The organism is Apilactobacillus zhangqiuensis, assembly GCF_019656215.1.
GTDB lineage: Bacteria > Bacillota > Bacilli > Lactobacillales > Lactobacillaceae > Apilactobacillus > Apilactobacillus zhangqiuensis.
This window is the reverse complement of the sequence record NZ_BPLK01000001.1, coordinates 174,878-187,810: the sequence shown is the minus strand read 5'-3', so window position 1 is coordinate 187,810 and position 12,933 is coordinate 174,878. Positions and strand designations below refer to the sequence as shown.

The following is a 12,933-nucleotide window of genomic DNA, read 5'->3' as shown; positions in this document are numbered from 1 at the left end:
ATAGAATCAAAAAAAGTAATTATTTCAAATAAAAAAGACGCCAATTTCTGGCGTCTTTTTGCGTATCTTATTTATCAACATAATCTTTAATTTCTTCTTGATGTATTCTATCTTCGAGATTCTTATGAATTTTGTTTAGATATACATAATTATCAGGATCTCCATAGAAAACATCTTGAAGTTTAACAATGAATTTCTTTTGTTTCTCCAATACTGGTATAAGTGATCCCGACCATCCAAATTCTCTATGAAGCGGATAAATTTCTTCCAACGAAATTTTCTTATCCTTAATTATTTCAAAAAAAGGAATAGACTCCTCATAACTAAAATGATAGTTAACTACATTCATTATATTTTTAATACAACAAATATCATTACTTCTATGCAAATTTTTGATTAGCCAATCTTTACTCTTGCCATTTATAGAACCAAAAAAAGAGTTCCAAAAAAACAGATGAGATTGAAAATAATTGGAATCCAAATCTAAAAATTTAGATAAATATCCTTTAAAGTATTCACTATCCCATAGATTGATTAGAAGATTACTATCATAATTAAAATAATTGATAAGTAAATCATCGTGATATGTTCTTTCTAATAATGCACTTATAAAATATTCACTATCCATAAGAGATTTAGCAATACCGTATTCAAGTCCACATAAAGTCTTTGTCAAACATTTTATGCAAATATCAATTAGTTCACTTTTGTTAGAAATATACTTAAAAATATTTTTAAACAAGTCAACATCTAAGTCATATATTATCTCGTATGCATCAACCTTTAGACTTTTACTAATAATTTCTTGAATAACTGAAATATTTTCTTGTACACGATTAATAAATATATTTAGCCTTACAAATTTCATTTGTTCATCATTCATACAATGGATTACATCTTTTATGTCGTCAGAAAAGCCATTTTCAATTATTCCGTTGGAACAAATAACATTATAATAATAGACAGGATGCTTAAGCAATTCATCCGAAAAGTCTTTCACGAAATTTTTACTACCATATTCACATGCCAAGATGTTTACAAAGTAAAAGTTATAATTATTAATATCATTTTTCATAATTTCAGATATAAACAGTTTCTTTTCTCTATCATCAAACAAATCAATTAATCTATTTATATTACATATAAAATTACTATTTTTTAGAATCTCACTGTATGAATCGTATTTCATTAAATATCCAGGAAGAGCATCTATTTTCAATTTATCATAAACAACGTTTTCAATGCTGTCTTGCAAATAGTCACTCAAAAGTGCATAACCTAATTGAAAATTATCAAATTCATTAATTTGGGTAGGAGAACAATGCCCGTCATTATGTGCAAAAAAGTAATCAACACTCATCAATTTTTTATAATCACTATTTAAATTACACATTTTCAAGGATTCCAAAATAATTCGTTCACTAATAGTGTCTTTAACATTTAAGTTGTTTCTAAACTTTTTTACTATGAATGAATCAATTTCTGGGCAATTAGGAACTTTTACCAATAAGCTAAATACTAAAGAAATAAAATTAGTAGATCTTTCATCACATGGCAAGGACCAATTTCTAAGGCAAATAGTATTTTTTCCGTTAAAAGTAATATCAGTTCTTTCTTTATCCAATAATTTATCACATAGCTTAATAACAAATTCAATAAAATTAGAACTATCCTTATCGAAACACTCTTTTATGTCTTCAATACATCTTTTTGAGTCCATAAATATGTCTTCTTTGTTTAGATTTGCCCCAAAATTTTGAAATGTAAAATTAACAGCCTTTACTACTAAATCCGTATTAGCCTTAATTAATTTAAATATTAATAACAATATTCCTCTTATGTATTTTTCTTTACTTGGAGAATTCAGAATCTCTCTTGATATTTCAAAAAAATAAGATGAATAAATATTACTATCATCCTTATCATTTATATCGTTAGAAATACTTATTAAAGTATCATATGCTTCATCTGGAATTAAAGAACCGTACTTAGATATAAAATTCAACTTTTGATAAGTATCAAATCTGCTTTTGATTTTTCTATATATGTTAGAAATATCGATTTCTAATTTTTTTAAATCGTTAATGTCCGAAATAAATGACAAGGCGTTATTTATTGCAATAACAATCGTTTCATTACCGATTAAATCAATAAAGTTCGTTTCTAAAAGATTATTTCTCTTGAATAAATAAACATAAAGAACATAATCCCTAAGAGATTGATCTGAAACACTAGCAATTCTTCCTTTATAAACATCACACAACTCATTTTGTTCTAAATAAGACAAATTATTGTTAAATTCTGATTCACTTTGCCCAATATAACCAATAACTTCAATAAAATCGTTTCTCTTCAAATCAAGTTTATTAAATATAGAAATCAATAATAACGTATCTAAAACGGAATTACTCTTGTTTATATCATTTATGATATTTCCATAGTAACTAGTAAATATATTCTTAAAATTATTAGGCAAAGTAATCCCTTTGTTTATTGCCTGTGCACAAATAATACTGTGACGTGGATTGTTTTGAATTTTTCTTAAATCATTATCTGATATTCGATTTTCGCAACTTAAAAAAGAGCCCTCAACCAATATTTTTTTTAGAGTTTTAGAATCGGGGACCTCTATCTCAATAACTTTATATTTATATTGACTAATATCATTTTTTAAATCTGAAATAATATAATCTCTTACGGTACATAGTATCTTAATATTGTAATTTTCATTATGAAGTAATGAGAGCAGATGCTTTAAATCTTCAATCTCATTTATATCGTCAATAAATATATAATTATTTAGTTCTGTTGATAAATAGAGTTTTAAATTATTTGTAACGTTAATAGAATTACTTTTTATTAAAATACAATTATTTTCATTGTTTTGTTGTAGATACTTAATTATCTCAACTGAGCTTCTAGTTTTTCCCACACCAGGTTTACCTGTGATTATTGTTATATCATTGTATTCTATTGATTCTTGTATTTTACCTAATTGATTATTATTCTCAATGTATGGGTTACTTATAGGTGCATTGAGTTCACTTTTATCATGAATTGAAATAAAATCTTGTAATCCAAATATTTGATCCGTTTCCTCTTCAAATCCACAAAAATCAACTGCAATATGATAATAATTTTCGAATATATCATATGCCATGCTCGTTGAAGATAATAATTCTAAATCACATGGCTTTGCAATATTTTTAAGTTCCTCCTGTTTATCAGGAAAAATATTATTCCCGCCATAGCAGCAAATTATCTTGCTTATAATATCAGTGCTTATTCCACTTTTTTCTTTAGCTTCTTTTATATCACTCTCAATTTTTTTAATTGTTTCAGAACGAGTCCCATACATTATTAAAATGTATTTTCCATTTTCATCAATTACATAGCTATCAGGCGTACCTGCGGTTGTCTTATTTGTTCCTTGCATGGATCCAGAATCACAAAAATTCTTGTTAATGCTCCAATTGTTTTTTTCATATAAATATCTATCACAAAATTTTTGAAACTGCCCTCCTTCCATTTCTTTAATTGATTGCTCGATTTGATTTATTCCGTTATTCAAACAGTTCTTCCTCTCGTATCTTATTTATGGTATGGACTACCTTCGTTGATCATGAAAGCACGATAAATTTGTTCGGTTAGTACTAAGCGCATTAATTGATGTGGCAAGGTAAAACGACCAAATGAAATTTTGGTATCGGCACGTTTTAATACCTTTGGAGATAGTCCAAGGGATCCACCAATCACAAAAGTGATATCTGAATGACCATATGTGGCCAACTTATCGATTTCTTTGGCGAATTCTTCGGATGCACGTTCTTTACCAAGTATTGCTAGCGCATATACATATTCCTTGTCAGCAATCTTGTCTAAAATTCTAGTTCCTTCTTTATCCATAACGTCTTGCATCTCTGATTCACTGAGGGATTCAGGCGCTTTCTCATCTGGAACTTCGATAATCCGAAACTTACAAAAACGTGATAAACGCTTGCTATACTCATCAATTCCGGCCTTAAAATATTTTTCTTTTAATTTTCCGACCACAACTAGTTTAATATTCATTTGTGAAATCTCCTTTTTGAAATTTTGAACCACTATATTTAGTATGTGGAAATGTTGTTAACTACTACTAATATTGTCCACAGATTGTCAAGGTTTTTCACGAGTTATCCACATCTGTTTATATGTCATTTTGGCCCGTGTAACACTCAAATAATACTGTCACACAGGCGTTTCACAGTAGTGCATTTTCCGTGTAACTTTCTTTTCCACAATGTTATCCACAGAGTTATCCACATGAGGTGGAAAACTAAAAAATAGCGATAATTGTTGATTTTTCGGGCATATATATAGATCTAAAAAATTTTATTTTTTCTAGTTATACACCGAATGTATGTTTTTTTCTTTGTGAAAAGTTTTGGATTAAAATTTCACAAAGATTATTATACAAAATTAAGTAATCGTTCGTAAAATTTTATATAAAAAAAGCGTTGAATTTAATCAACGCTCTCATAAATAAATGGTAGTTATTTAGTTGGTAGTTCGCCTTCCACGATTTGGTCTAACGTTGTCATAGAAGGAATAAAGAACATGTTACCAGTCACTGGATCGGAGAAATCTAGCAAGCGGTCGGATTGGCCAAACATGTTTTCTAACATGCGCTTAGTAACTGTCCAATGTCTAGCATATCCAATGAAGTATGTTCCAGTCTTGCCTGAACTAGGATCTGAGAATGGGACATTCATCCTAACAATCTTGTGTTCCACACCATCGTCGTTATCTTGAGATGCAACGTTATGTGAGTTTTCTAGTTTTTCGTCATCTTCTAGTTCCAAATCGGAGTATTTCTTTCTACCGATGGCCTTTTCTTGGTCTTCGGTCTTTAGAGCATTCCAAGCATCCATATTGTGGATGTATTTTTGCGCAAATGCGTATGAACCATTTTCAAAGTCAGGGTCTTCATCCCCGATAATAGCGTATACAGAAGCCTTTTGAATTTCTGGATTTTCGGTACCATCAACGAAACCGATAATGGCACGTCCTTCGAAGTATCTGAATCCCTTGGTTTCATCTTCGACGGTAGCAAAATCTCGGTAATAGTTTCTGATTTGGCTAGCCACTTCATATACGACAGCTTCTGAATCAGCACGAATGTGGATAAATAAATCAGCTGGAGTTGCTGGTGAAGTATATTTAGGTCCCTTCACTGGTTTAAAATCTTCTAATTCTTTTGGTTTCTTAGAATCAGCGAATAAGTAGTCCCAAATTGAGTTTGAAAAACCAAAAGCGACTTTTAAATGTTCTTCTGGATATCTGATATTCATTGAGCGTAAAATAGCTTGTTCTCTAGATACTAGTTCTGCGACTTTTTCACGGTCATCGTCAGCGTTACTTCTATTAATAGTTAGGGTTGTAAATAATACATTTTTTCCCGCATCTTTGTATACATCTTGTGCATCTGTTGGATCGAATGGCATGGTAGTACCTTCTTTCGTAATTTGTAATTGTTATAAACTAATAATCAATATTATTATAACTCTTTTAGCTCTCGTTGAACGATAATTTTTAAAAAAACATTAAAATTATGAGCATATATTATCATAAGCTTTTATTTAGCATTACAATATTCTTGTAAAAAACATAAAGGGGGATTTTTTCATGACCAAATTAACTACTGATGAAGGTCAACCATGGGCAGATAATAATCATTCATTAACTGCCGGAAATCGTGGCCCTGTTTTATTACAAGACTACCAATTAATTGAAAAATTAGCTCACTTTAACCGTGAACGTATCCCAGAAAGAGTTGTTCACGCTAAAGGTGCCGGTGCTAAGGGTGTCTTCACTCTTACCCGCGATATGAGTGACTACACTAAAGCCGACTTATTCAATGGTAAGGGTAAACAAACACCTCTTACCATTCGTTTCTCAGAAGTTGCTGGTGAATCAGGTTTCCCTGATACCATCAGAGATGTTCGTGGTTTCGCAATGAAGTTCTACACTAATGAGGGAAACTACGACATCGTTGGTAACAACACACCTATCTTCTTTGTCAACGATCCTTTGAAGTTCCCAGACTTCATTCATTCACAAAAACGTGACCCTGCCACTCATCTTCGTTCAGAAGATATGCAATGGGACTTCTGGTCACACTCACCTGAATCACTACACCAAGTTACCTATTTGATGGGTGACCGTGGTAATCCAGCTAGCTACGCTAACATGAACGGTTACGGTTCACACACATTCAAGTGGGTTAACGCCAAAGGTGAAGTATACTGGGTTAAGTACCACTTCATCTCAGAACAAGGTGTTAAGAACATGACAGAAGACCAAGCAACCAAGGTTGCTTCTGAAAACACCGACTACTTAATTCAAGACCTATACGATCGTATCAAGAATGGTGACTATCCAAAGTGGAAGGTATGCGTTCAATTAATTCCTTACGAAGAAGGATTAAATTACAAGTACGACATCTTTGATGTTACCAAGACCGTTTCTCACAAGGACTACCCACTACAAGAAATCGGTGAATTCGTATTAAACGAAAATCCTGAAAACTACTTCAATGATGTTGAAGAAGCATCATTCTCTCCTGCAAACCTAGTTCCAGGAATCGAACCTTCAATGGATAAACTATTACAAGGTCGTCTATTCGCATACAAGGACGCTGCTAGATACCGTTTAGGTGCCAATTACGAACACCTTCCTGTTAATAGTCCAAAGACTGAAGTTCACAACTACGCTCGTGATGGTTACATGTCACAAGGTCAAAATGGTGATGTTAACTACGAACCAAACCAATATGAAGATGCTCCACGTGAAGATCCTCATGCAAAAATTAAACCATTTGCGGTTGAAGGCGAAGCTAACAGCTACAAGACCTATGACGAAGACCCTTACTCACAAGCAGGTGCCTTATATCACGTCTACTCAGACGATGAAAAGGACCGCTTAATCCAAGCTATCAAGAAGCACTTAGGTAGCGTCAAGAGCCATGACACCAAAGTACGTCAAACTAAGTTGTTCTACCGTGCAGATCATGACTATGGTAAGCGTGTTGCAGACGCTTTAGGCCTAAATATGGATGAAATCACTGAATAATTGATAAAAATTACGCCGTTATGATTGTTGTCATGACGGCGTTTTTATTAGTTATATTTCAGTTTGTAACAATTAATAATATAACTGTAACGATGTAATAACGTTACTGATATATAACTCCGATATAGTATTAAACATCATAAGAAATCGAAAGAAAAAATTTTAAGGTTTATATAAAGGAGTTATGTTTCTTGAATAACGTTACAAAATCTTTTATCAAATTCACAGTAATCGCATTTACATCACTATTAATTTTATTTGCAATCAACTTCGCTAAAAATGACGTTCACGCTGATGCTTCAGTTAACTGGCAACACGTTGCTGAAAAGCACCTAAGCAAGAAGAACATTGCCGCAAGACGTTGGATTTCATTCCACGAATCAACTAACAGATACCACGTAAGAAACGGTGTTTGTTACGGTAAATTCCAATTAGATATCAGCTACCTACATGGTAACAAATCAAAGAAGAACCAAGAACTAACTGCCAACAGATACGTTGCTAGTCGTTACGGTTCATGGGTTAATGCCAAGAAATTCTGGCAAAGACACCACTGGTACTAAAATAAAAAGCAGTTTAGCTAATCGCTAAGCTGCTTTTTTTATTCCCTCAGGCTGTTGTATGTATATAATAAACACTTGTTTTTTATTAATAAACAGATTATCATGTAATCAAATCTTTTACAACCAAACGGGGGGATATAAATTATGGAAAAATATACTAGCACGAGAAATAAAGACGTCGAAATTAGTTCTTTTGATGCGATTATCAAAGGATTTTCTGACGACGGTGGCTTATTCGTTCTACCAGATTTAGCTGATCATAATATTAATATCGATAAAGTTATCGACCAAAGTTACCAAGAAATCGCTTTTGATGTTGTCAAAACATTGCTACCTGATTTTTCAGACTTCCAAATTGCTAATAGCATTCATGAAGCATACGACGATGGTTTTGATGATTTCGAAATCACACCAATTAAAGATGTCGATAATTTCTCAGTTCTAGAATTGTTCCATGGTCCTACCTGTGCATTCAAAGACGTTGGTCTTCAGTTATTATCAAAGCTAATGCAACAATGTCTCCCTGAAAACCAGCATGTTATGGTGCTAGCAGCTACTAGTGGTGACACCGGTACTGCTGCCCTTGCTGGTTTCAAAGATGTCGACAAGATGGGAGCAATGGTCTTCTATCCTCAAAACGGGGTCAGCATGGTTCAACAACAACAAATGCTAACTACTAGGGGTTACAACACCAAAGTTGCTGCTATCAATGGTAATTTCGATGACGCACAAACTAACGTCAAAAAAATCTTCAACAACCAACCACTAAAAGAAAAACTAGGTGAAGATAACTCACTATCAAGTGCCAACTCAATTAACATCGGTCGTTTGGTTCCCCAAATCGTTTACTACTTCGATACTTACAAGCAAATGGTCAAAAACGGCAAAATCAACGTCGGTGACGAAATTATCTTCACTGTCCCTACCGGAAACTTCGGTGATGTTTTAGCCGGATACTACGCTAAATTATTAGGATTACCCGTAAAGAAACTAGTAATTGCATGTAACTCCAACAAGGTCCTTGCCGACTTCTTTGCAAACGGTGTTTATGACAGAAACCGTCCATTCTTCAAGACAATCGCGCCAAGTATGGACATCCAAATTTCTAGTAACTTCGAACGCCTTTTGTACTACAAGAGCGGTGAAAACGTCGACTACGTCAAATCACTAATGGATGATTTAGAAAAAGACGGTAAATACGAAGTCCTTCCTAAAATTTTAGAATCCATCAAAGAAGACTTCATTTGTGGCTACAGCGATGACAATGAAATCAAAGCATCCATCAAAGAAGTCTTCGAAAAATATCATTACCTAATGGATCCACATACCGCTTCCGGATACCGTGTTACACGTGAAACACAAGCTAAGTATCCAGATACTCCTGTCGTAATGCTAAGTACCGCTAGTCCCTATAAATTTGTCGATACGGTTGCCGATGCAGTCATCGGTGAACACCGTAATAATCCGATTGAAACTAGTGATTTACTAGTAGAAAAGACTGGTATTCAAATGCCTGAACAACTAAGACAGATCTGGCATGATGAAGCTGTTATCCCCGCCAAAATCAACCCTAACGAAATGGAAGACTTGATAGTCGACACAATAAAGGATGTGTTTGAAAATGATAAAAGTAATAGTGCCCGCAACTAGCGCTAACATCGCGATGGGGTACGACTGTCTAGGAATGGCCGTAAACCTGTTTACTGAAGTAAAAATTGAAAGAGCTACAAAGTTTGCTATCACTGGTTGTGATGAAGCCTTTCAAAACGAAGATAATCTGGTCTATCAAGGCTTCATCCAAGGATGTAAACATTTAAAACGAGAAGTTCCTACCACCTCAATTGATATTCAAAGTGAAATTCCTAAATCCCGCGGTCTAGGTAGTTCGTCTGCTTGTATCGTTGCTGGAATCATTGGTGCATTTGAATACTTCAAAGAAGAAGTCGATAAGGATGTTATCCTCCAAATCGCTACTGCCATGGAAGGTCATCCCGATAACGTTGCTCCCGCCATCTACGGTGGCCTATGCATGGCCTTTGAAGATAGTAATGGTCACTATGACGTCATCAAATACCCAGTAGATGATTCATACTACTTCACTGCCGTTATTCCCGACTTCAAGGTTTCCACCAACGAAGCCAGAAAGATTGTCCCAAAGGAAGTCAAAACCGAAACGGTATCTCATCAACTATCGCATTGTTTAGCGCTGCTAAACGCCCTATCAACTGGTGACATCAACCAACTAAACGATGCCATCGATGACCGTTTGCATGAACCCTACCGTCAAAAACTAATCAATGGCTTTGATGAGGTCCAACAAATCGTTCACGAAAACGATTCTGTCGTATATATCAGTGGAAGTGGATCAACACTAATAATCATTAGTAATTCAGCTGATAGACGTGATAAAATAATAGAAGCGTTGCAAAAACGATTCGAAAAATTCAGCATCAAAAATGTTGAAATTATGAACTAACGGTGGTGAGAACAATCAGTAAGTATTATATTGTCGATGACTCGCTTCTACCAGAAGCATTCGGGAAGGTCATTGAAGCAAGAAAAATGATTGATAACGGGGAAGTTAAAAACGTCAGTGAAGCCGTGAAAAAAGTCGGCATCAGTCGTGCTAGCTATTACAAGTACAAGGACTACGTTTACGAAGCCCAACAATCATCATGGCAACGAAAGGCCGTTATTTCATTTTTACTAAGTCATAAAAGTGGTATCTTATCCAAGGTTTTGAATTCCATTTCAAACCGTGATGCCAATATTTTAACAATTAACCAAAACATCCCCATCAACGATTCAGCCAGCGTTGTAATTTCACTGGATTTGAGTCAAATGGATGGCACAATCGATGAATTAATCGCAGATATCAGTGCAATTGATGGCACAAATAAGGTTAACCTAGTCGCTGTTGAGTAATTAGATATAAAATGGTAACATTCTGTCTAATACATAGACATGCTACCCTTCTTCAATCAAAAAAGAGATGCCATCTTATTCGTAAAATATTTGACTGCAAACGATGGTGGCAAGGCTTACGACGATGCCCAATTAATTGTTGAATACGATAACGGTATCGTGTTTATTCCGCTTTGGAACATCAAAATCAAACAGACTAAAGATAAAGAATTCATTTTAGACTTCAAAAGATAATAAAAAAGACTCAGCAATAATTGCTGGGTCTTTTTTAAATTGCGCTTGTCTTTGTTTTAGTCATGTATGAGGCTGGTTGTTCTTTGGCTACCAAAGCAGCAACGTTTCTCATATGTTCACCAAAGGTATCTATTAATTCTTGAATATGATTGTATTCAGGATGTTCAGATAGTCGTTTTAATCTTGTGCAAATCACACGACGTTCACGACTCTTAAAGCATAGTTTTAATTGACGGCTAACTGTTAGCATCTTAGCCAAGCAGTATACGTTAACTGTCATTGGAGCTGAACCCATCATTTGATCATAAATGGCATCAATGATTTCTTGGTTGGTTTGGTTCTTTGGTACAAAGGTTCTCACCTTGTGCACTAAGCCCTTCTTCTTTTCCAAGACGTGGCCACCCTCATAAAACTGTTCGCCTAACGCCATGTAAGTGTGTTTCATTACATCAATGTTTTGCAAAAGTTTTGCCATAATGGTATCCACGTCTTCGCTCTTGTTACGGATGATTAAATCCATAAAAGAGTTCAAGAAGTATAACTTGTGTGGTAAATTGTCGATTATCTCGATTCGATTATCTTCACCTAATTTAATTACACCTGCAGCCGCTAAGTCTAATAAACAGCTGTCTACTAAATAAGCACGTAGACGAACATTTTTTAGCATTACGCGGCTATCTTTGGACTTACTAGTAATTAAAAAATACATTTCAGCAGTTGTAAGTGCCATAATATAGCCTCCATGAGTAGAATAAAAGTATTCTAACACTTATTTATCTTTTTTGTTAGCTTTTTTTCTTTCGACTTCTTTTCTGATTTTTATTGCGCGTTCGAAATTATTAGTGAACACACCAGCGACGTTACGTTTCATAATAAAACGTAATCGAAGATTGCCATTAACGGTCCAAATGCGTTCACTATCTTCAATATCAGGTTGGTAAAAACGAAGATGTAAGGCGTCTAAGCGATTAGTAGCCATGAATTCCTTCGGATTGTCAATACGATTGCCGGTTAAAAATGCGAATTGAGCATCGTGGGTAATAGTTTGAGCAATCTTGATCGAAGACAAATTGAAAGAAGAGTAAATGATTGGATGAAATAATTCATATTCATCCACCATTTTAATAACAATTTCTTCGATATTCTTGTAGTGAATCTTATTGGTCTTGAATTCTAAATTAACATAAACATCTTTACCTTCGACCAATTCTAAAACATCTTGTAGCTTTGGAATTGGTTCATAATTAGACAATGAAAAACGTGATAATTCTTCATATGTATAATCCTTTACAAATCCTCTACCATCAGTTGTACGATCAATTCGTTCATCATGAATCACGACGGGGACATTATCCTTGGTTAAGTGAACATCAAATTCTAACCCTTCAATATGATTATGCAGTGCATAACGAAATCCTTGAAGTGAATTTTCTGGATATAAATCTGGTACACCACGATGACCATAAATTACAGTTTTCATTTGAAAGCCCCCCTCTTTTTATTTTCCTTAATCCATAATAATGCTATTTTTTTATTTTGCAACCAAAGTTTATTTAAATGTTACAATAAACTTATCCAAATATAAGAGGTGCTCCATGTTTTACGCAATTATCAGTTTTTTAGCTAGCTACATAATGTTTGTCTTTTGCCTATTTCAAGGCGTTTTAGACATGTCTGGACAAATCAACGAACTACACAAGGCAGAACATTCATCGAAAAAATATCATCCAATTAGTGCCGGATTATGGATGATTCCTCCCCTAAAAATTTTGTTAGAAAGAAATCGTCTTAAAAAAATTATGTTAAACGCAAAGTCCAATACCGACATCAAAAAGCTTAAAACATTTTATAACGTTTCCAACCAATCTACTGCATGGGCTTACATATCATTTGCATGCATGCTAGACTCGATTGTTTCCATTAAGACACTATTCGATGCCTTTAAATGGCACCTATCCATTCCAGTATTCATCCTTTTATCACTATTAATTATTATCGTAGGTTACGCCCAGGTCATGTATCGTGTTTCAGACGATCGTAAAGAAAAAATCGGGGCCAAAATTAAACGTCTAAAAAAGCAATAATTGTGTGATGTCGT

Annotated in this window: 12 protein-coding genes; 7 read left to right on the top strand and 5 right to left on the bottom strand. The window is 34.1% G+C overall.

Annotated features, from left to right (window positions below; translation table 11 throughout):
• Positions 1-67 precede the first annotated feature (67 nt).
• The 3 genes from K5Q07_RS00865 to K5Q07_RS00855 all read right to left on the bottom strand — a co-directional run bounded on the left by K5Q07_RS00865 (position 68) and on the right by K5Q07_RS00855 (position 5,486).
• A complete protein-coding gene (locus K5Q07_RS00865; RefSeq protein ID WP_220729164.1) occupies positions 68-3,571 on the bottom strand; it encodes an nSTAND3 domain-containing NTPase in 3,504 nt (1,167 codons plus the stop codon).
• 20 nt (positions 3,572-3,591) lie between these two features.
• A complete protein-coding gene (gene rlmH, locus K5Q07_RS00860; RefSeq protein WP_220729163.1) occupies positions 3,592-4,071 on the bottom strand; it encodes a 23S rRNA (pseudouridine(1915)-N(3))-methyltransferase RlmH in 480 nt (159 codons plus the stop codon).
• Positions 4,072-4,535: 464 nt separating this feature from the next.
• Positions 4,536-5,486 carry a Dyp-type peroxidase gene (locus K5Q07_RS00855; RefSeq protein WP_220729162.1) on the bottom strand — a complete coding sequence of 317 codons (951 nt, stop codon included), beginning with the start codon at positions 5,484-5,486 and terminating at the stop codon, positions 4,536-4,538.
• A 181-nt stretch (positions 5,487-5,667) separates the two neighbouring features.
• Between K5Q07_RS00855 and K5Q07_RS00850 the strand changes: the two genes are divergently transcribed.
• From K5Q07_RS00850 to K5Q07_RS00825, 6 genes are all read left to right on the top strand, one after another.
• A complete protein-coding gene (locus tag K5Q07_RS00850; RefSeq protein WP_054607014.1) occupies positions 5,668-7,113 on the top strand; it encodes a catalase in 1,446 nt (481 codons plus the stop codon).
• Between the two features lie 191 nt (positions 7,114-7,304).
• Positions 7,305-7,676 (top strand): aggregation-promoting factor C-terminal-like domain-containing protein, encoded by a 372-nt coding sequence (locus tag K5Q07_RS00845; protein WP_220729161.1) that lies wholly within the window; start codon positions 7,305-7,307, stop codon positions 7,674-7,676.
• A 144-nt stretch (positions 7,677-7,820) separates the two neighbouring features.
• Positions 7,821-9,326 (top strand): threonine synthase, encoded by a 1,506-nt coding sequence (gene thrC / locus K5Q07_RS00840; protein WP_251067602.1) that lies wholly within the window; start codon positions 7,821-7,823, stop codon positions 9,324-9,326.
• A complete protein-coding gene (thrB, locus tag K5Q07_RS00835) occupies positions 9,298-10,152 on the top strand; it encodes a homoserine kinase (RefSeq protein WP_220729160.1) in 855 nt (284 codons plus the stop codon). The genes thrC and thrB overlap by 29 nt, the downstream gene beginning before the upstream one ends.
• 14 nt (positions 10,153-10,166) lie before the next feature.
• Positions 10,167-10,601, top strand: coding sequence for an ACT domain-containing protein (locus K5Q07_RS00830; RefSeq protein ID WP_034530904.1), 435 nt, complete (start codon positions 10,167-10,169; stop codon positions 10,599-10,601).
• 39 nt (positions 10,602-10,640) lie between these two features.
• Entirely contained in the window at positions 10,641-10,835 is a 195-nt protein-coding gene (locus tag K5Q07_RS00825) for a hypothetical protein (RefSeq protein WP_220729159.1), read from the top strand.
• Positions 10,836-10,869: 34 nt separating this feature from the next.
• Here the strand turns inward: K5Q07_RS00825 and K5Q07_RS00820 are convergent, their stop codons facing one another.
• Together K5Q07_RS00820 and K5Q07_RS00815 are read right to left on the bottom strand one after the other, a co-directional pair.
• Complete coding sequence (locus tag K5Q07_RS00820) at positions 10,870-11,565, bottom strand: GPP34 family phosphoprotein (RefSeq protein ID WP_054607017.1); 696 nt, start codon at positions 11,563-11,565, stop codon at positions 10,870-10,872.
• 39 nt (positions 11,566-11,604) lie between these two features.
• A complete protein-coding gene (locus K5Q07_RS00815) occupies positions 11,605-12,315 on the bottom strand; it encodes a glycerophosphodiester phosphodiesterase family protein (protein ID WP_220729158.1) in 711 nt (236 codons plus the stop codon).
• A gap of 115 nt (positions 12,316-12,430) precedes the next feature.
• Between K5Q07_RS00815 and K5Q07_RS00810 the strand changes: the two genes are divergently transcribed.
• The gene (locus tag K5Q07_RS00810) at positions 12,431-12,919 is read left to right on the top strand and encodes a hypothetical protein (RefSeq protein WP_054607019.1); all 489 of its coding nucleotides are present in this window, start codon (positions 12,431-12,433) and stop codon (positions 12,917-12,919) included.
• The last annotated feature ends 14 nt before the right edge of the window (positions 12,920-12,933 follow it).

Coding starts and splice junctions, on each gene's coding strand:
- K5Q07_RS00850 (WP_054607014.1), top strand. CDS start 5,668: ATGACCAAATTAACTACTGATGAAGGTCAACCATGGGCAGATAATAAT.
- rlmH (WP_220729163.1), bottom strand. CDS start 4,071: ATGAATATTAAACTAGTTGTGGTCGGAAAATTAAAAGAAAAATATTTT.
- K5Q07_RS00820 (WP_054607017.1), bottom strand. CDS start 11,565: ATGGCACTTACAACTGCTGAAATGTATTTTTTAATTACTAGTAAGTCC.
- K5Q07_RS00855 (WP_220729162.1), bottom strand. CDS start 5,486: ATGCCATTCGATCCAACAGATGCACAAGATGTATACAAAGATGCGGGA.
- K5Q07_RS00815 (WP_220729158.1), bottom strand. CDS start 12,315: ATGAAAACTGTAATTTATGGTCATCGTGGTGTACCAGATTTATATCCA.
- K5Q07_RS00825 (WP_220729159.1), top strand. CDS start 10,641: ATGCTACCCTTCTTCAATCAAAAAAGAGATGCCATCTTATTCGTAAAA.
- K5Q07_RS00810 (WP_054607019.1), top strand. CDS start 12,431: ATGTTTTACGCAATTATCAGTTTTTTAGCTAGCTACATAATGTTTGTC.
- thrB (WP_220729160.1), top strand. CDS start 9,298: ATGATAAAAGTAATAGTGCCCGCAACTAGCGCTAACATCGCGATGGGG.
- thrC (WP_251067602.1), top strand. CDS start 7,821: ATGGAAAAATATACTAGCACGAGAAATAAAGACGTCGAAATTAGTTCT.